The 17,491-nt window shown below is 45.3% G+C and carries 20 protein-coding genes; all 20 read right to left on the reverse strand.

Annotated features, from left to right (window positions below; all coding sequences use genetic code 11):
* Window positions 1-9: 9 nt before the first annotated feature.
* The 20 genes from hisC to folE all read right to left on the reverse strand — a co-directional run bounded on the left by hisC (window position 10) and on the right by folE (window position 17,403).
* Window positions 10-1,113 carry a histidinol-phosphate transaminase gene (hisC, locus tag ATL39_RS10095; RefSeq protein WP_120193241.1) on the reverse strand — a complete coding sequence of 368 codons (1,104 nt, stop codon included), beginning with the start codon at window positions 1,111-1,113 and terminating at the stop codon, window positions 10-12.
* Between the two features lie 14 nt (window positions 1,114-1,127).
* Window positions 1,128-1,952, reverse strand: a complete 825-nt coding sequence (gene trpA / locus ATL39_RS10100; protein WP_120193242.1) for a tryptophan synthase subunit alpha — start codon at window positions 1,950-1,952, stop codon at window positions 1,128-1,130.
* On the reverse strand, window positions 1,949-3,148 hold the full coding sequence (gene trpB / locus ATL39_RS10105) for a tryptophan synthase subunit beta (RefSeq protein ID WP_120193243.1): 1,200 nt from the start codon (window positions 3,146-3,148) through the stop codon (window positions 1,949-1,951). Before trpB ends, trpA begins: the two co-directional genes overlap by 4 nt.
* Entirely contained in the window at window positions 3,141-3,788 is a 648-nt protein-coding gene (locus tag ATL39_RS10110) for a phosphoribosylanthranilate isomerase (protein WP_120193244.1), read from the reverse strand. Before ATL39_RS10110 ends, trpB begins: the two co-directional genes overlap by 8 nt.
* Window positions 3,769-4,542, reverse strand: coding sequence for an indole-3-glycerol phosphate synthase TrpC (trpC, locus tag ATL39_RS10115; RefSeq protein WP_120193245.1), 774 nt, complete (start codon window positions 4,540-4,542; stop codon window positions 3,769-3,771). Before trpC ends, ATL39_RS10110 begins: the two co-directional genes overlap by 20 nt.
* Window positions 4,535-5,560 carry an anthranilate phosphoribosyltransferase gene (gene trpD / locus ATL39_RS10120; protein WP_120193246.1) on the reverse strand — a complete coding sequence of 342 codons (1,026 nt, stop codon included), beginning with the start codon at window positions 5,558-5,560 and terminating at the stop codon, window positions 4,535-4,537. Before trpD ends, trpC begins: the two co-directional genes overlap by 8 nt.
* On the reverse strand, window positions 5,553-7,070 hold the full coding sequence (gene trpE, locus ATL39_RS10125) for an anthranilate synthase component I (RefSeq protein WP_120193247.1): 1,518 nt from the start codon (window positions 7,068-7,070) through the stop codon (window positions 5,553-5,555). The genes trpD and trpE overlap by 8 nt, the downstream gene beginning before the upstream one ends.
* Before the next feature lie 224 nt (window positions 7,071-7,294).
* Window positions 7,295-7,672: a chorismate mutase gene (gene aroH / locus ATL39_RS10130; RefSeq protein ID WP_120193248.1), complete on the reverse strand. Its 378-nt coding sequence runs from the start codon at window positions 7,670-7,672 to the stop codon at window positions 7,295-7,297.
* A complete protein-coding gene (gene aroB / locus ATL39_RS10135) occupies window positions 7,665-8,756 on the reverse strand; it encodes a 3-dehydroquinate synthase (protein WP_120193249.1) in 1,092 nt (363 codons plus the stop codon). Before aroB ends, aroH begins: the two co-directional genes overlap by 8 nt.
* The gene (gene aroC / locus ATL39_RS10140) at window positions 8,756-9,928 is read right to left on the reverse strand and encodes a chorismate synthase (protein WP_120193250.1); all 1,173 of its coding nucleotides are present in this window, start codon (window positions 9,926-9,928) and stop codon (window positions 8,756-8,758) included. Before aroC ends, aroB begins: the two co-directional genes overlap by 1 nt.
* Window positions 9,929-10,047: 119 nt before the next feature.
* On the reverse strand, window positions 10,048-10,884 hold the full coding sequence (locus ATL39_RS10145) for a CheR family methyltransferase (protein ID WP_120193251.1): 837 nt from the start codon (window positions 10,882-10,884) through the stop codon (window positions 10,048-10,050).
* A 170-nt stretch (window positions 10,885-11,054) separates the two neighbouring features.
* Window positions 11,055-11,498: a nucleoside-diphosphate kinase gene (gene ndk / locus ATL39_RS10150; protein WP_120193252.1), complete on the reverse strand. Its 444-nt coding sequence runs from the start codon at window positions 11,496-11,498 to the stop codon at window positions 11,055-11,057.
* 122 nt (window positions 11,499-11,620) lie between these two features.
* Window positions 11,621-12,592 (reverse strand): heptaprenyl diphosphate synthase component II, encoded by a 972-nt coding sequence (gene hepT / locus ATL39_RS10155; protein WP_120193573.1) that lies wholly within the window; start codon window positions 12,590-12,592, stop codon window positions 11,621-11,623.
* Between the two features lie 11 nt (window positions 12,593-12,603).
* A complete protein-coding gene (locus ATL39_RS10160) occupies window positions 12,604-13,464 on the reverse strand; it encodes a menaquinone biosynthetic enzyme MqnA/MqnD family protein (RefSeq protein WP_170146900.1) in 861 nt (286 codons plus the stop codon).
* Window positions 13,461-14,069 carry a UbiX family flavin prenyltransferase gene (locus ATL39_RS10165; RefSeq protein ID WP_120193254.1) on the reverse strand — a complete coding sequence of 203 codons (609 nt, stop codon included), beginning with the start codon at window positions 14,067-14,069 and terminating at the stop codon, window positions 13,461-13,463. Before ATL39_RS10165 ends, ATL39_RS10160 begins: the two co-directional genes overlap by 4 nt.
* Window positions 14,066-14,926, reverse strand: coding sequence for a UbiA-like polyprenyltransferase (locus tag ATL39_RS10170; protein WP_120193255.1), 861 nt, complete (start codon window positions 14,924-14,926; stop codon window positions 14,066-14,068). The genes ATL39_RS10165 and ATL39_RS10170 overlap by 4 nt, the downstream gene beginning before the upstream one ends.
* 17 nt (window positions 14,927-14,943) lie before the next feature.
* Window positions 14,944-15,654, reverse strand: coding sequence for a demethylmenaquinone methyltransferase (locus ATL39_RS10175; protein WP_120193256.1), 711 nt, complete (start codon window positions 15,652-15,654; stop codon window positions 14,944-14,946).
* 12 nt (window positions 15,655-15,666) lie between these two features.
* On the reverse strand, window positions 15,667-16,479 hold the full coding sequence (locus ATL39_RS10180; RefSeq protein ID WP_170146901.1) for a heptaprenyl diphosphate synthase component 1: 813 nt from the start codon (window positions 16,477-16,479) through the stop codon (window positions 15,667-15,669).
* A gap of 104 nt (window positions 16,480-16,583) precedes the next feature.
* Window positions 16,584-16,808 (reverse strand): trp RNA-binding attenuation protein MtrB, encoded by a 225-nt coding sequence (mtrB, locus tag ATL39_RS10185; RefSeq protein ID WP_120193258.1) that lies wholly within the window; start codon window positions 16,806-16,808, stop codon window positions 16,584-16,586.
* Window positions 16,809-16,833: 25 nt separating this feature from the next.
* Window positions 16,834-17,403 carry a GTP cyclohydrolase I FolE gene (folE, locus tag ATL39_RS10190; RefSeq protein WP_120193259.1) on the reverse strand — a complete coding sequence of 190 codons (570 nt, stop codon included), beginning with the start codon at window positions 17,401-17,403 and terminating at the stop codon, window positions 16,834-16,836.
* Between the last annotated feature and the right edge of the window lie 88 nt (window positions 17,404-17,491).

Consider the following 17,491-nt stretch of genomic DNA (forward strand, 5'->3'; position numbering starts at 1 on the left):
TATCCTTTGTTACTTGGAAGATACGTTGACTTCTTCCAAGCAGGCAGCAAATGCTGTCATAAATGCTTTATTTTGTTCTTTCGTACCAACGGTCACCCGAATTGCTTCCGGAAATCCAAGCGCCTGTCCCGACCGGACGATAAACCCTTTTTTCAATAGAGCCTGAAACATTACATCTCCCGGCACTTTTACATAAATAAGCAGGAAATTTGCCTGGGTCGGCAGGTACGTAAGCTTATGCTTACTGCAGAAATTCTGCAGTTCCTTAAGTCCTTCCGCATTATCTGCCACACACTGCTTAATATGTTCCTGATCTTCTATTGCTTCAATTGCTGCCACCTGGCTTGCCGTTGTTAAATTAAACGGCGGGCGTACTCTATCTACAAGAGAAATCAGCTCCGGTGAAGCAATGCCAAACCCTACCCGCAGCGAAGCCATGCCATAAGCTTTGGAAAATGTGCGCAGAAGCATTAAGTTTGGTGTGTCTGCAAGCATGGACATAGTCTGAGGATAATCATCCGCGGTTACATATTCAATATAAGCTTCGTCCGATACGATAAGCACATCGTCAGGAACCTGCTGAACAAATTCCCGGAAAGCAGTGTTATTTACATACGTTCCGCTTGGATTGTTTGGATTGCACACCCATACAATCCGGGTCTGTTCGTCAATTGCTTCAAGCATTGCATTCAGATCATGCACTCCATCCTTCAAAGGGACTTCCCGGATTTCCGCCCCTTCAATTAATGCATTATGTTTATACTGGGAGAAGGAAGGCGTTGCCATGACCGTATTTGTCGTATGATCCAAAAACGTACGGCACAGCATAAGAATAACTTCATCAGACCCGGCTCCAAATACAAGCTGTTCTCCTTTCACTCCAAGAAAGTCAGCTGTCTTTTTACGGAGCGCCGCAGCATAGCCGTCCGGATAAACTTCCAGATGGCCGGCCGTATCTTCAAGCGTGTGCTTCACACGATCGGATGCGCCGTATGGGTTTTCGTTGGAAGCAAGTTTGATTACTTCTGAAAGACCCAGCTCTTTTTTTACTTCTTCTATCGGTTTTCCCGGCTGGTATGGTGTCATGCCGTATATCTGCTTTTTAGCTTTCATTACGATTCCTCCATTTATTGTTGGTGGGAGGATGGGACGGCTAATAAACCTTCTACGTACTGCTGGATAGACTGGAGCGCGTCCCGGCGTTTCGCTTCATGCTCTAATTCAGCCTGAAGGCCTTCCACTTTTTTCATAATTGCACTACCAATAATAACCCCATCGGCTGAGCCTTGCAACCTCTTCACCTGTTCAGGGGTGGAGATGCCAAATCCTACGGCGACCGGCACTTCACTGCTGGCTTTCACCTCTTCGATAAAGGCATAGGCTTCCGGAGGAAATTCTTCTCTTGTGCCCGTAACCCCCAGGCTTGATACACAGTATAAAAACCCTTCCGCCTGCGCAGCAATTTTTTCCAGTCTTGTGCTTGAAGTCGGAGCTACAAGAGAAATATTAGCGAGATTTACTTTTTTAGTAAGGGTGCTTAATTCTTCACTTTCCTCTAATGGAAGATCTGGAATGAGTACACCGTCTGCTTCATTTTCTGTCAGCTTCTCTATAAATGTTTCAATTCCCATCCGCAGCACCGGATTGTAATAGGAAAAAATAATAACAGGAATCGTTAATCCTTTTTTTCTCATCTCAGGAATTAATTCTATAGCCTCTGTGAGCGACATGCCGTGCTTTAAGGCACGAAGGGCGGAACGCTGCAGGACGGGACCATCGGCGAGAGGATCGGAATAAGGGATGCCCAGCTCCAGAATATGGGCTCCGGCTTCCTGCATCGTTAATGCCAGCTCAATGGTCGTTTCCTTATTCGGATCTCCTGCCATAATAAAGGGAATAAACAGTGGATAGGAGGCGCTTTCCGCAGCCTCGCGGACGGTTTGTCTCGTCATGACTGCACCTCCCGTTCCAATGACTCTTTAATAGTATTTACGTCTTTGTCCCCACGGCCTGAAGCGCAGATGACCAATATCTGATCTTTGGACATCTTTTTGGCCTGTGCAAAAGCCAGATGAAGTGCATGCGCCGTTTCAATCGCCGGAAAAATGCCTTCTGTACGGGTTAATTCTTTAAGAGCTTCCATTGCTTCATCATCTGTTACTGCTTCATACTGCACTCTGCCGCTTTCGGCAAGATGGGAATGCTCAGGACCAATGCCCGGATAATCGAGACCGGCTGATATCGAATACGGTTCAATAATCTGGCCGTTTTCATCCTGAATTAAATAGGTAAGGGATCCGTGAATGACGCCTTTTGTGCCTTTGCTGATTGTAGCGGCGTGATGGCTTGTTTCCACTCCCATTCCGGCAGCTTCAGCACCGTATAACTCTACGTCATCTTCAAGGAAAGGATAAAACATTCCGATGGCATTACTGCCTCCGCCTACGCAGGCAACTGCTGCATCAGGCAGGGACTGTTCAATGTCCTGAAGCTGCTGCTTTGTCTCGTCTCCAATAATGCGCTGAAAATTGCGGACTACTTTTGGATATGGATGAGGCCCTACAACGGAACCAATCAAATAAAAGGTGTCTTCTACATTGGAAACCCAGTAGCGGATCGCTTCGTTTGTAGCGTCTTTCAGCGTTTTGCTTCCGGAAAGCGCAGGTACAACCTCTGCCCCAAGCAGTTCCATTCGAAAAACATTCAGGGACTGCCGTCTCATGTCTTCTTCTCCCATAAACACTTTACATTCCAGTCCCATACGGGCACATACTGTCGCCGTAGCTACACCGTGCTGGCCTGCTCCGGTTTCGGCAACTATTTTCTTTTTCCCCATTCGTTTTGCCAAAAGAGCCTGGCCAACAGCATTATTAAGTTTATGGGCCCCGGTATGAAGCAGGTCTTCACGCTTCAGATAGATTTTAGCACCACCAAGTTTTTCGGTAAGCCGCTCTGCATAGGTTAAAGGAGTTGGACGGCCGGCAAACTCTTCGAGCGTGTGATGATAATCATTCATAAACGCCTCATCATTCCATGCTTGTTCAAAAGCCTGTTCGAGTTCTTCAAGAGCAAACATCAGCGTCTCCGGTACAAATTTCCCTCCAAAAGCGCCGTAGCGCCCTTTATCGTCTGGATATACTTTACTCATTTTCACATAACCTCTTTTCCAGTTGTCTTACTTTTTCCGGGTCTTTTTCTCCATAGCTTTCCAGCCCGCTGGAAAGGTCAATGCCCCATGGATTATGGTTCAAAAGCTCCTGCACGTTATCAGGTGTTATGCCCCCGGCAATAAACAGAGGTACACCCATGCGTCTGCCATACTCTATATAACGGCCGGCGTGCGACCAGTCAAATGATTCTCCACTGCCGCCCCATGCATGCTGTGCTTTGGCATCAATAACAAACCCGTCTGCATTGTTTAAAAACTTCTCCAGTAACAACAGTGAATTGGGATCGTGGTGTACGGCTTTCCATATTTCAATATCCGGAAAAGCTTTTTTTACAGCTGCAGCCTGTTCCGGCGTTTCGGAACCGTGCAGCTGAATAACGTCCGGACGGACAGTTTCTACTGCTTTTTTTATCGTATCCAGTGTTTCGTTCACGAAAAGAAACACTACTTTTTTGTCCAGGTCCGGATAATGCTCCAGCCACTCTTTAACTATGTCCGCAGACACATACCGTCTGCTCTCAGCCATCACAAAACCGATGTAGGCTGCCTGGGAGGCGACCGCTGTCTGCAGTCCCGCGGCTGAATGAACCCCGCAGAATTTATATATCGGTTGAAACATTGGTTTCACCCAGCAGCTTTCGCAGTGCCTGTTCCACGTCCGGCTGGCGCATAAGCGATTCCCCTACGAGAACACCGCGTGCCCCTGCTTTTTTAACTTCCAGCACGTCTTCATAAGTCGCAATGCCGCTTTCGCTCACTAATAGACTTTCTTCCGGCAGAAGAGCAGAAAGATCTCTTGTCGTGTCAAGCGAAGTATAAAACGTTTTTAAATCGCGATTATTGATACCGATAATTTCCGGCTCGAATTCGTCGAGAAGCGCCGTTAATTCGTCTTTGGAATGGCACTCTACCAGAACATCCAGACCCGTTGCTTTTGCTTCTTTATAAAGCTCGTGAAGACGAGACGGTTTCATTGCTTCTGCAATCAGCAGAATAGCATCAGCGCCGATACGCCTGCTTTCTTCAATCTGCTTTTCATCAATAATAAAATCCTTCCGCAGTACCGGCAGATTGACAGCCTGCTTTACAGCCGTTACATATTCCCGGGCCCCTTGAAAATAGGTGACGTCCGTTAACACGGAGAGAGCCGCGGCGCCTCCAGCTTCATAGCTTTTTGCAATCGATACCGGGTCAAAGTCCTCCCGGATTACTCCTTTAGAAGGAGATGCCTTTTTCACTTCGGCAATAACCCGTATGATTCCCTGCTGTTTTTCCAGTGCTTCTTTTAATGAGTAAAACGGTACGTGTACTTGTTTTTCAAGTTTTATATCTTTTATTTCCTCTGCTTTCGTTGCAAGTATTTTATCAAGCATGGCTTTCTTCGACCCCGCTTTCCTGTAGACGGTACAGCTGTTTTAAGAAGAGACCGGACTCAAGCGCTGCTTTTGCCTGCTGATAGCCCTCTTTTATGGAAGGCACTTTGTCTGCTACATATAAAGCTGCTGCTGTATTTAATAAAAGAATATCTGTTGCAGCCTGCCCGGCCTCGTTCGCGAAAATCTTTTCTATTAATGCCGCGCTTTCTTCGGAGGTCTCCACCTGTACTTCTTCTATGGAGGCGGAGACAGCACCGATTTCCTCCGGCGTTATTGTATATTCTGATATTTTGCCGTCTTTGAGCTCGGCTACATACGTTTTTCCGGTAATGGTAATCTCGTCGAGTCCGTCGGCTCCGGTTACAAGCAGTGCCCGCTTTGCTCCGAGCCGCTGCAGGGTCTCTGCCATCTGAAGACCGGCTTCCTTTTTAAAAACACCGATCACCTGGGCATCCGCATTTGCCGGGTTGGTTAACGGTCCAAGCAGGTTAAAAATAGTGCGGAACCCTATTTCTTTACGGGGAGTTACAGCATGTTTCATCGACACATGGTACAGGGGAGCAAATAAAAATGCCATCTGCTTTTCTTTAAGCGACCGGGCCGCTTCTTCCGGGGTGGACTGAACGGAAATGTTTAACTTTTCCAATACATCCGCACTCCCGCTTTTAGAAGAAACTGAACGATTGCCATGCTTTGCTACTTTTACGCCCATGGCGGACAGGCCGATTGCCGCTGCGGTGGAGATATTAAAAGTGGAGCTCAAATCTCCACCGGTGCCGCAGGTGTCTACTACAAAAGATTCCATATGATTGATCTGGATCACATGCTCTTTCATGGCACGGGCAAACCCTGTCATTTCATCTACCGTTTCCCCGCGGTATCGTAAAATGGAAAGCAGGCTTGCAATTTGGCTTTCTGTAGCTTCACCTTTCATAATAATGTCCATCGCCTGGTAAGCTTCTTCCTCTGTCAGCCTGTTACCTTCTATACATGACGCCAGCAGTTTTTTAAGCATCTTTTACCGCTTCCCCTTCCTCATAAAACATTTCTTCGGCTACTTCAATCGCGCGAAGCAGAGCCGCTGCTTTATTTTGCGTTTCCTCATATTCCAATTCCGGTACCGAGTCTGCTACAATACCTGCTCCTGCTTGAATACGGGCTTTGCCCTTTTCTACTATCATCGTTCTAATAGAGATACAGGAATCAATATTGCCGTCGTATCCTAAATAGCAGACAGCGCCTGCGTAGATGCCGCGCCGCGTCGGCTCGAGCTCTTTTAAAATCTGCATCGCCCTGATTTTAGGTGCACCGGAAACGGTTCCGGCCGGAAAAGAAGCCTGCAGGGCTTCAATAGGAAGCGTACCGTCTGCCAGTCTGCCTGTCACCTTGGAAATGATGTGCATCACGTGGGAAAACCTGCCTACTTCAAGTAGAACCGGTGTCTGTACAGAGCCGTAATCAGCCACTCTTCCTACGTCATTTCTTGCCAGATCCACCAGCATATAATGCTCGGCCCGTTCTTTTTCATCAGCCAGCAGATCCTTCTCGAGTGCCAGATCTTCTTCTTCGCTTTTTCCGCGTTTTCTTGTACCGGCAATCGGATGAATCTCTACGTGGGTATTTTCCACCTGAATAAGCCGCTCCGGTGAGCTTCCGATCACCTCGCGTCCGTCCAGCTTCAAGTAAAACAGGTAAGGGGACGGGTTAACCATCCGCAGAATCCGGTACAGTTGAAATCCGGTAACGTGTATATCCCGCTCAAAGCGCTGGGAAAGAACGGCCTGAAAGATATCACCGGCTTTTATATATTCTTTAATAGTCCGGACATCCTCCAGAAACTTTTCTTTTTTATAATTCGATACGACTTTAGAAAAATCCACATCCTGCTGGGTATTATATGGAGATAAAAAAGCGTCTGTTTTTTTATGATCCTGCATCATGGACATTAATTTCTCTACGGTTTCCTGTGCTTTTTGATAGCGCACCGGCACTTCTTCCTGTTCATTGTTTTCGTAATGAACAAAGGAAAGCTCTTTCGTATCATGATCGAGCGCAATAATCGTCTCACAGAATAACAATAAAACATTGCTTTCATCATCCGTTTTGTCTGCTGCAGCTATTCCATCCTCAAACTGTTCAATCGTATCGTAGGCTACTACCCCCACTGCACCACCTTTAAAAGGAAGGGAAATAGAAGGAATACCCGGATTAATAATGGAGAGGCTTTCTTCAAATAAAACAGCCAGGCTGTCGTTCTCTGCTTTCACCTGCTGGGATGTTTCCTCTACAAATTGAAACAAACCGTTTTTCTCCCGGATCCGATAAGATGGATTCAGACCTATAAACGAATACCGTGACCAGGAAGAAGCCGGGTCTTTACTCTCTAAAATGAACACTGCCTGTTCTTCAATATTTTTAAATAATTCAATAGGGGTTAATAAATCTGTGAAAAAAGTACGTACGTAGGGTACGAGCGGATGACTTTCCGCCTGCTTTTGGAAGGACTCCATTGATGTTTCTGTCATCATAACGCTCCTCTCAAGAACAGGAGTATGGCAGAAAAGGAGAATGAGGGTAGGAACAGCAAAAAGCGGGCGGGTATGCCCGCACGTCCTGCTGCTTATAGGTTATGCTTTAATATGCGGTTAATAATCTCTGTCTAAGCTCCACTCATCTCTGCTGCTGCTCTGCTTTACTCTGCTCTTTGCCTATTCTAAATGCTCTTCTAATCTTATCAGTAATCCTACCTCTATTCTTTTGTATCTGTCAACTCAAGGTCAGGCCGCAGGACTACTGCTTTATTTAAATAAATATGATGCATTTCATTCTGCGCTTTCTTTGTATCTGCAGTAAGCATAATCCGAATGCATTTTTCAAGGCTCCCGGGTACGGGAATCTCACGGGCACACATGACCGGTACATACTCCCATCCTTTAAACTGTCTCGCTGCTTTCGCAGGAAAAGCCGCATCAATATCCTCAGTTACAGTAAACCAGACATGCGCAACCTGTTCAGGGGAAATATCATTTTTTTCAATCATCTGTCCGAGAAGCGCTTCTGTTTCCTGCGCAATGGCTTCCGCATCGTTTTGTTCTACTGTCGTAGCTCCTCTCAGTCCTCTAATCATCCGATCTCCCCCTTTCAATAAATGACTCCAGCAGCCTGTGCACGGTTTCGTCCGGTATCTGCTTTGTAATCGTTTCGCCGGGCTCTGTTACAAGAACAAAAGTAAACACACCCGCCGAGGTTTTTTTATCTTTTTTCATAGCTCTCAGCAGGCTGTCTGCTGAAAGCTCTGTCATCACAAGCGGATAACCTAAAGACAGCAGCCATTCTTTCTCTTTTTTCGTATCCCAGGCTGATAAACCTTCTTCGTTGCTTAGCTGCATCGCAAAAAGCATTCCTGCCGCAACCGCTTCGCCGTGAGCCCACTTTCCATAGCCGGCTGTGTTTTCAACAGCATGGCCGAGCGTATGACCAAAATTCAGGTGAGCCCTCACACCTGTCTCTCTTTCATCAAGAGCTACAACGTCTGCCTTAACCTGAATAGAACGCTTCAGCATGGAAACAGCTGATGTTTTCACGTCTTCTATCGTCGTTATATGACGCTGCAGCCATTCGAGAAATGAGGCGTCTTTAATATAGGCATGCTTCATCATTTCTGCAAAACCAGAGCGCCATTCTTTATCCGGGAGGGTCTGCAGCATTTCTACGTCATAAATAACGGCAGAAGGCTGATGAAATGCCCCAATCATATTTTTGCCAAGCGGATGATTAATCCCGGTTTTGCCGCCTACACTGCTGTCGTGGGCTAAAAGCGTGGTCGGCATCTGTACAAATGGAATGCCGCGCATATACGTTGCCGCCGCAAAGCCTGCCAGATCACCTACTACACCACCGCCCAAAGCCGTAACAACAGACTTGCGGTCCAGTCCGCTTTCAAGCATAGCTGTTAAAATGCGTTCATACTCCGCGAAAGATTTGGAGGCTTCTCCGCTCTCCACTGTAAATGTAAATATTTCTACATGATCCGGAAAAGACTGGACTACATCTTCAAGATACAGCGGGCCGACAGCACTATCTGTAATGACAAATACTTTGTCCGCGCCTTTTGCTTCAGAGAGGAGTAACTCCCCCGTTCTGCTTCGAATCCCCTCTCCAATATAAACCGGATAGGAGGAGAGTGAAGCATTAACGAAGAGCTGTTCCATTAAAAATCACGCGCCCATTCATTGTGTTTTTTTATATTTTCCTGAATCGCATCGATACGATCAGATCCAAACATTTCAAGAATGGCATTGGCGACTTCAAATGCAATGACATTTTCCATTACAACAGATGCTGCCGGAACAGCACAGCTGTCTGAGCGTTCAATACTTGCTTCAAAAGGTTCTTTTGTTTCAATATCTACACTTCTTAATGGTTTATACAAGGTTGGTATCGGCTTCATTACGCCCTGGATGGTAATAGGCATACCTGTTGTCATTCCGCCTTCAAAACCGCCCAGGTTGTTGCGGCTTCTGTAGTAGCCGCGGCCTTCTTCCCACAATATTTCATCATGTACTTTACTTCCGTTCATACGGCCTGCTTCAAAGCCAAGCCCTACTTCTACACCTTTAAAGGCATTAATGCTCATAACCGCTCCGGCTATTTTGGCATCAAGCTTGCGGTCGTAGTGAACGTAGCTTCCTACCCCTGCCGGCATTCCTGTAATGACGGTCTGAACGATACCTCCGATGGAGTCGCCGTCTTTTTTCGCGTCATCAATTGCCTGCATCATTTCTTTTTCTGCATTTTTGTCCAGGCATCTAACGGGTGAAGCTTCGGTGCGCTCTTTTAAATCGTGGATATCTGTATAATCACGGTCCTTTGATTCAATCCCGCCAATTTCCAGAACCTGCCCGCCTACTTCAATACCCAGCGTTTTAAGTAACTTCTTAGCTACCGCTCCGGCGCTTACTCTGGCTGTCGTTTCTCTTGCAGAGGAGCGCTCCAGTACATTACGCATGTCCCGGTGGCCGTATTTAATAGCACCGTTCAAGTCGGCATGGCCTGGACGCGGCCTGCTGATGACACGCTTCATTTCTTTTTCTTCTTCTTCGGTAAGCGGATCGGCTCCCATAATTTTTGTCCAATGTTTAAAATCATCATTTTCAACTATTAAAGCTAAAGGGGCACCTGTCGTTTTTCCGTGCCTTACTCCGCCTGCAATAGCCACAGTATCTTTTTCTATCTGCATGCGGCGGCCTCTGCCGTGTCCGCCCTGTCTTCTCTTTAATTCCGTGTTAATATCTTCCTGCAGCAGTTCAAGCTGGGATGGAACTCCCTCAATAATTGTCGTCTGCTGTGGGCCGTGTGATTCTCCCGCTGTTAAATATCTCATCGTTTTATTCTCTCCTATTCCATACGCTCCATGAGCTCTTTAGTGCTTTTATGCATTAAATTGTAACATAATTTTCTGTATTATGCGTATTTTGCGTTTGAAGATTTATTCTATTCTGTCTACAGCAGCCGGGTGTTTTTTCTATAAAGAAACGGCCCAGCTGTTTCAAAACCAAACTGCTGCGGCTGAAAAATCTGTTCCGTGCTTCCTACGAACAGAATTCCACCGTCCTTCAGGGAGTGATAAAATTTCCTGTATAAATCGGCTTTAGCTGATTCGGTAAAATAGATTAGTACATTCCGGCATGATATAAAATCAAACTGGCGGTCAAACGCATCTCCTAAAAGGTTAAGCTGTTTAAACGTTACTTTACTTCGCAAATGGGCGGATACTTCATATCCGTCTTCCGTTTTTTTCAGCAGTCCCGGCCTGGCCATATGAATGGCGCTGAGCGTATGGGACGTGTAGATTCCTTTTTCTGCAGTGAGCAGGGCATTGGTATCAATATCGGTGGCGAGTATGCTGTAATGGCTGCAGTAGGGTGCTTCATTTAACATATGGGAAATAGTGTATGGTTCTTCCCCGGTCGAACAGGCAGCCGACCATACTTTAAAAACCGAAGATCCTTTACACAATAATGGAAAAATTGTCTCTTCGAGCTGTTCCCATCTGGACGGATTTCTATAAAACTCCGACACATTTATTGTCATTCGTTCTAAAAATTGATGAAACAGCTCATCTTTTTTCATTAAACCATCATCAAAAAAAGAGACAAAGCTGGAAAAACCTTTCTTCTCGTAAAAGGTTTTCAATCTGCGCTTCATCTGATCTTCTTTGTACAAAGATAAATCAATACCCGTTTTTGTTTTGACTTTCTCAGTAAAAACAATATAATCACCGGCCGGAAGACCGGATCCTTTTTGGGAAGCGAACGCACTGGATTCTCTGCTCTTCATTGGTTTTATACATCCTTTTCGTCTCATTCGCGGTTTATTACGCATTGTCTATCATATCATGAGTAAAAGCCTGCGGAGAAGAGCACATCCTGCTTATTATTGTTTATTCATAAAAATTTAAAACCGGCAGCTGTGGAATATTCCACGACTGCCGGCTTTCATTTATTGTATTAGACCCACACTGATACCTGCTTTTCGTAACTCGTTAATTCGCCGCGGTCAAAAAAGAGAGCAATTTCTCTTTCTGCGCTTTCTACTGAATCCGATCCATGAATAACATTCATGCTTATACGAACACCGTAGTCTCCTCTGATTGTTCCCGGAGCCGCTTCCTGCGGGTTTGTGGCTCCCATTAGTTTTCTTGCGGAGGAAACAACTTTATCTCCTTCAAGCACCATTGCAAATACCGGTGATGAGGTAATAAATCCTACGAGTTCTTCGAAAAATGGTTTTTCTTTATGTTCACCATAATGCTTTTCGGCAAGCTCTCTGGAAATACTCATTAACTTCGCACCCTTTAATGTGTAGCCCTTCTTTTCAAAGCGCTGAACAATTTCACCGATTAAGTTTCTCTGTACCCCATCCGGTTTCACCATAACAAATGTCTGCTCCATGACTGTTCCTCCTTATGTAAATGAAAGCTTTCAACCTTTATGATTATATCAAAACATGTAAGCGTTCGCAATGGACATAAAAAAACAGGAACTTTATCCGCCGGACGGACAAAGTTCCTGTTTTAATGCTTGCGGCCGCCTATATAAGTAGCCACTTCCCTGAGGGATTTAGTTGCCTTAATATCCGGAAGGCTGTCCAGGGCACTGTATGCCTTGTTTAAATACTTGCGGCTGAGTTCTTTCGAATACTCAATGCCGCCCGACTGCTTAATTGCTTCTATAATCGGAGTAATATCCTGCGAGCTTGATGCCTCGTCTTCAATCAGCTGGACTATGTCCCTCTTAAGGGACGGATCCCGGTCCATAGCGTAAAGAGCGGGCAGGGTCACGTTTCCCTGCCTTAAATCGCCGCCGGCCGGTTTGCCCAGCTGTTTTTCCGTACCGGTAAAATCAAGAATATCATCTATAATCTGATACGACATTCCTACATTATAACCGTATTGATACAGCCTGATCTGTTCCTGCTTGGATGCCCCTGCGCTTATTGCTCCAAGCTGACAGCTTACGGCAATGAGCAGTGCTGTTTTTCTGCGGATTCTGCGCAGATAAATCCTCATATTCTGCTCCCAATTGTACTGATCACGAATCTGTTCAATTTCACCGAGACACATTTGAATCATCGCATGGGATAGAATGGTATTAATATTTCCATCATTAAAAAAAGTTGTTTTTTCCACGGCTTTTGCAAAAATATAATCGCCGGTGTACATAGCAACCCTATTATCCCATTTGGCTTTTATCGTCTGGGATCCTCTGCGCAGTTCTGCATTATCAATTACATCATCATGCACAAGGGATGCCATGTGAATCAATTCCAGCGAAACGGCAATATGTTTAACCCGGTCAATATCATAATTGCCGTATTTTGCACCGAGAAGAACAAAAACCGGTCTGATACGTTTACCCCCCGCCTGCAGGAGGTCAAGAGAAGCGCTTTTAAGGGCAGGGTGCTCGGACAGAACAGACTGCTCCAGCTCTTCCTCAATTTTCTTTATATCTGCGTTTAAATACATATACAAATCTGCTAATTTCACCGCATTCACTTTCACTTTGAAGACTGCACCTCTCTTCCGCTTCCCCATATGTTTAATGCAGGTATGGGTTTATCAATAAATCCATACTTATATGCTAACGAATAATAGTAAAGGAGTCCACGCTTTTCCTCTTCTCCAAATACGTAGTGGATACCTTTGTAATAACTTTCCCAGAAAGAAGGAGCGCCCCCCATATCTGCCGATACATCTTCTGCCAGCTTTTTATATTTATCGTTTCGGGCTTTATCCCGGCTGTGTGCAAACTCTTCACTTAAGTAAGACAAAAGCTCCGGATGCGACTGTAGTGCGTCCTTCTGCACTGCAAATACAGCATACGTCATCGGAAGTCCGGTATGGGTAAACCACTGTTCCCCCAAATCATAATAATAGTATTGGGTGTGTTCCCGCCTTGCCTTTATAGCATCGTCTCCAATAAGCACACAGGCGTCGTACGTTTTCATCATTTCCAGCAGGTTTGGAGAAACCGTTTCAAAATGAATCGTATCATAATGATAGAACTCTTTGAGCAGAATCTGCACCAGATGAATCGATGTAGCACTTGCTGAAGTCAGTGCTATACGAGCTTCTTCCAGCTCTGTGATAGGTTTTTTGGAAATCAAAAATATCGAGCGCACTTTTCCTTTAGAAGACACACATAAATCCGGAAGCAGACAGAGCCTGTCGTAATTTTTTGCGTAAGCAAATGATGAAACCGCTGCAATATCAATCGTACCTTCTGCCAGAGAATGATTAAGCGATGACGGCACTTCGTAATAAAACTGAACGCCCCTGTTCCGCAGCTCTTGCCGGTCCAGGTAATGAAAAAAGGGAAGGATATTTGTATAGGAAATTTCACCAAGATGCAGGCTCATCGTTTCTCCCCCCATCTTGCAAACAACGTGTGCTCTACATGAACGCTGTCCAGCACTTTCCCTGCTACAAAATTGATCAAATCATCCATGCTTTTAGGCAGATGGTAAAAACCAGGCATTGCCGGAACGATATGCGCTCCCGCCCGTTCAGCGCGAACGAGGTTTTCAAGATGAATTCCGTTCAACGGCGTTTCTCTTGGTACAATGACAAGCCGGCGTCTTTCTTTTAATATTACATCCGCGGCGCGTTCAAGCAGGCTGCCTGAATTTCCGTTGGAAATTTTGGAAAGTGTCCCCATGGAGCAGGGCACAATAATCATTGCTTCTGTTTTATAAGAGCCGCTCGCAATAGGAGCCGTAAAGTCTCTAAGTCCGTGTATAAGAAGATCTTTTTCATCATAGTCGCCAAACAGTCCATTCAGGCATGCCTGTCTGTCTGATGTATCAAGCTCCATCTCCAGCCTGAAAACCTCCCAGCCCGCTTCGCTGATCAGCAGATGCACTCTGCAGTCTGCTTTCAGAAGCTGCTGTACTACTCTAATGCCGTATACGGCACCGCTTGCTCCTGTAATAGCTACGGTGAATATTCGCTTCGTATTATTCATAGCAGCAGATCCCCAATAGCAAAAACCAGCATAGTAATACTGATGATGCCGTTCATCTGGAAAAAAGCAACGCCGACTTTCGTGAGATCATTAGGTTTGACTAAGGAGTGTTCATAAACCATGATCGCACCTACTATCATCACGCCGATAAAAAACAGCCAGCCCAGCGGTGAAAGCAGGCTGAGCAGCAGCAGCGAAGCAAAGCTGATTAAATGAAAACCTTTGGAAATACGAAGGGCTTTTTCAATACCAAACCGGGCCGGGATCGAATGAAGCTTTACCCGGCGGTCATATTCAGCATCCTGAGTAGCATAGATTACATCAAATCCAGCCGTCCAGAAAGCTACGGTTAAAAAGAGAAAAAGCAGCTCCACTGAAAACTGGCCGGTCGCCCCTATCCAGCCTCCGACAGGCGCCATTGCTATAGTAACACCAAGAAATACGTGACAAAGCCACGTAAATCGTTTCGTATAGGAATAAAAAGTAAGCAGAAACACGAACAGGGGCAGCATGAGCACCGTCAATGTATTAAGGGAAAAGGCTGCGATAAAGAGAAGCGCAAAAGATCCTCCAATAAACAGAAGACTCTGGGCAATGGAAACTTCTCCTGCCGGTATCGCCCTATCTGCTGTACGCGGGTTTTTTTTATCAATATTTGCATCAATCACGCGGTTGAGCGTCATGGCCGCACTTCGTGCTCCGACCATGGCCAGGGTAATAAATATCCATTCCATGATGGTCGGCCAGGTGCCTTGTACAGACATACTGCCCAGCACAGCACCTAGAAAAGCAAATGGCAGGGCAAATACAGTATGTTCAAATTTTATCATTTCAAGTATCACTTTAATTTTTTTCATTATAAGCATCCTATCTATTAATCCAATTGTTTACGTGCAAAATGAGCCGCAGCCGCCCCCATTGAAAAAGAATGTACGTTTACGGTTTTAAAACCAGCCTGCTTAAACATAACGGCAAGAGCCGATTTGTTCGGGAAATTCATTGTGGATTCCTGCAGCCAGGAATATTCATCAAACCGTCCGGCCAGATATTTTCCAAGTCTTGGCATAATATATTTAAAATAGAGAGAATATACTCCTTCTACAGCCTTTCTTTCCGGCTGAGACGTTTCCAGGCACACGGCCATTCCGCCCGGCTTTAATACCCGGTGCATCTCCTGCATTGTCTGTTGATAATCAGGTACATTACGCAGACCGAATCCTATCGTAACAAAATCAAAACTGTTGGAATCAAAAGGCAGCTCCATGGCGTTACCTTCTACCAGTTCAATTGTTTTCCATCCCGATTGATTTACTTTCTGCCGGCCTATTTTCAGCATATTGGCGCTGAAATCAAGCCCTTTTACATGTCCTTCAGAGCCAGCTGCTTCTGCAAGGCTGAGGGTCCAGTCTGCTGTTCCGCAGCATAAATCCAGTGCGGAAGCCCCTTTTGGAACATTCATCTGGCGCATCGTTTCTTTTCTCCAGGATTTATGCAGATTAAAACTGATAATCGAGTTCATTGTATCGTATTTCTCATAAATCGTTTCAAATACGTCATGCACGCGTTCTTCTTTAGACTGTCCCAACGTATGCCCTCCTTACTGGATAAATTTATTTTCATGCTGGGAAATGGTATCTTTTATATGGCTGAAAAATAGTGAAGTTTCCGGTAACTCCGCTGCATGCCGCTGAAGTTCAAGAAAATAATTTTCCCTGAGCTCCTGAAGCCAGTGCAGCTCTTCGAGTCCCAGTACAGCATCTTCCTGGAGGGAGGCCTCAACATCATTTGTCCAGTATGCATGAACGGCTGCCATAAAAGCAGATAATGGCTGCTGTTCCTGAACCTGCAGCTCATCATTCAGACGTTTGAACATAAAAAAAGTATTAGCCGCTTCTGCTGTCTTTTTTTGTCCGTAATAAGAGGCAATATTCTGCAGAAAGCCAGATTCCACCGTTTCCAGACGCTTAATAAAATCATTTCTATCCGTGCTTTCCGCGAGATGAAGACGCATTTTCTCTTCATTAATCTGCTGAATAGAGGAGCTGAATACTTTGAGAATGGGAGCATGGATCTGATGAGCAAGCATCGAGTAATAAAGGCTCCAATGATAATCTCCTGCCAGAATAGTTAACTGGCGCTTTTTCTTATGAAGTGCAGACTGCACCGGCGCAATCTGAACATGTTCGTGTGTATCAAAAGCACCGTTTACCATCAAAGCTGCTACGATTTGTTCTTCTTTACGCAGAGAATCAAGCTCCACCTGCTGCATAATATCGAGCAGAAAATATATCATGCTTTTATTGACGGCCATTTCACCTGTAATCGTTGAAACATATTGATGAGAGGCTTTGGATCTAAAGAGCATTTCAATCCGCTCGATATCAGCTTCCCTGAAAATTTGATCTGTCATTGCATTGTCCCCCATAGACATGTTTTCGAAATACGCTGTAATCTTCAATAAAGCAGGAAAAAGGCGCCTGCTGCGTTAATTTATCCTTGCAATGCGCCTTTTATTTATGACTGGGAATCGGTATGGACTTCCCCATGGCTCGTCTGAATGAGAGCCCTGCCCCTGATTTTGATAGCGGAAGTATGTTCAGTAAACTGTGCTACCATTACTTCCCCTTTATCGAGCTTCTCTGAATGATGGAACCGTGTATCTGTTCCTCTTGTCAGACCGATCACGTTCACTCCGTCTTCCTCTGCTTTTACTACAAAAAAATCCTGCGCTCCGCTCATATTGCGTTCCCCTGCCTTTTTTGTTTTAACGAGTATTTATTAAAGAAAAAACTTCCGCTCTGGCAGCTGCGTCTTTTTGTAAACTTCCTCTTACAGCTGACGTCACCGTCATTGACCCCGGTTTTTTAACTCCGCGCATAGCCATGCACATGTGCTCTGCTTCTATGACGACTATCGCTCCATGCGGCTGAAGTGTCTCTACTATAGTATTGGCAATCGTAGAAGTAATCCGCTCTTGAAGCTGGGGTTTGCTTGCAACGGATTCTACCGTCCTCGCCAGCTTGCTGAGTCCTGTTACTTTACCGCCTTTAGGTATGTAGCCTACATGGGCTTTACCGTAAAATGGTACGAGATGATGTTCGCACATGGAATAGAAAGTAATGTCTTTTACTAATACCAGCTCTTCGTGCTGTTCTCCAAATACCGTTTTTAAATGAGTGGATGGATCTTCATGAATGCCTTTGAATACTTCCTGATACATCCGTGCTACTCTTTTCGGTGTATCTTCCAGGCCTTCCCGGTTCGGGTCCTCCCCAACTGCTTCTAATATTAATGTAACGGCTTGTTCTATTTTTTTATGATCAAAAGGAGCCACTACTCTTCCCCCTACCCTTATTTTATCTTTGTCTTTGAAAATTTTAGCATACCGTAATTTATAAAGCAAAGCTATCACTTCAGGGGAT

The sequence above is a fragment of the Sinobaca qinghaiensis genome (assembly GCF_003610495.1).
In the GTDB taxonomy this organism is placed as follows: Bacteria; Bacillota; Bacilli; order Bacillales; family Marinococcaceae; genus Sinobaca; species Sinobaca qinghaiensis.

What these genes read in the sequence shown, in the direction of transcription:
- ATL39_RS10170 (WP_120193255.1), bottom strand. Translation starts at nt 14,926, where the DNA reads ATGAAAAAAATTAAAGTGATACTTGAAATGATAAAATTTGAACATACT.
- trpA (WP_120193242.1), bottom strand. Translation starts at nt 1,952, where the DNA reads ATGACGAGACAAACCGTCCGCGAGGCTGCGGAAAGCGCCTCCTATCCA.
- trpD (WP_120193246.1), bottom strand. Translation starts at nt 5,560, where the DNA reads ATGCTTAAAAAACTGCTGGCGTCATGTATAGAAGGTAACAGGCTGACA.
- ATL39_RS10180 (WP_170146901.1), bottom strand. Translation starts at nt 16,479, where the DNA reads ATGACAGATCAAATTTTCAGGGAAGCTGATATCGAGCGGATTGAAATG.
- trpB (WP_120193243.1), bottom strand. Translation starts at nt 3,148, where the DNA reads ATGAGTAAAGTATATCCAGACGATAAAGGGCGCTACGGCGCTTTTGGA.
- mtrB (WP_120193258.1), bottom strand. Translation starts at nt 16,808, where the DNA reads ATGAGCGGAGCGCAGGATTTTTTTGTAGTAAAAGCAGAGGAAGACGGA.
- hisC (WP_120193241.1), bottom strand. Translation starts at nt 1,113, where the DNA reads ATGAAAGCTAAAAAGCAGATATACGGCATGACACCATACCAGCCGGGA.
- aroC (WP_120193250.1), bottom strand. Translation starts at nt 9,928, where the DNA reads ATGAGATATTTAACAGCGGGAGAATCACACGGCCCACAGCAGACGACA.
- ATL39_RS10165 (WP_120193254.1), bottom strand. Translation starts at nt 14,069, where the DNA reads ATGAATAATACGAAGCGAATATTCACCGTAGCTATTACAGGAGCAAGC.
- ATL39_RS10110 (WP_120193244.1), bottom strand. Translation starts at nt 3,788, where the DNA reads ATGTTTCAACCGATATATAAATTCTGCGGGGTTCATTCAGCCGCGGGA.
- trpE (WP_120193247.1), bottom strand. Translation starts at nt 7,070, where the DNA reads ATGACAGAAACATCAATGGAGTCCTTCCAAAAGCAGGCGGAAAGTCAT.
- ndk (WP_120193252.1), bottom strand. Translation starts at nt 11,498, where the DNA reads ATGGAGCAGACATTTGTTATGGTGAAACCGGATGGGGTACAGAGAAAC.
- ATL39_RS10145 (WP_120193251.1), bottom strand. Translation starts at nt 10,884, where the DNA reads ATGAAGAGCAGAGAATCCAGTGCGTTCGCTTCCCAAAAAGGATCCGGT.
- aroB (WP_120193249.1), bottom strand. Translation starts at nt 8,756, where the DNA reads ATGGAACAGCTCTTCGTTAATGCTTCACTCTCCTCCTATCCGGTTTAT.
- ATL39_RS10160 (WP_170146900.1), bottom strand. Translation starts at nt 13,464, where the DNA reads ATGAGCCTGCATCTTGGTGAAATTTCCTATACAAATATCCTTCCCTTT.
- trpC (WP_120193245.1), bottom strand. Translation starts at nt 4,542, where the DNA reads ATGCTTGATAAAATACTTGCAACGAAAGCAGAGGAAATAAAAGATATA.
- aroH (WP_120193248.1), bottom strand. Translation starts at nt 7,672, where the DNA reads ATGATTAGAGGACTGAGAGGAGCTACGACAGTAGAACAAAACGATGCG.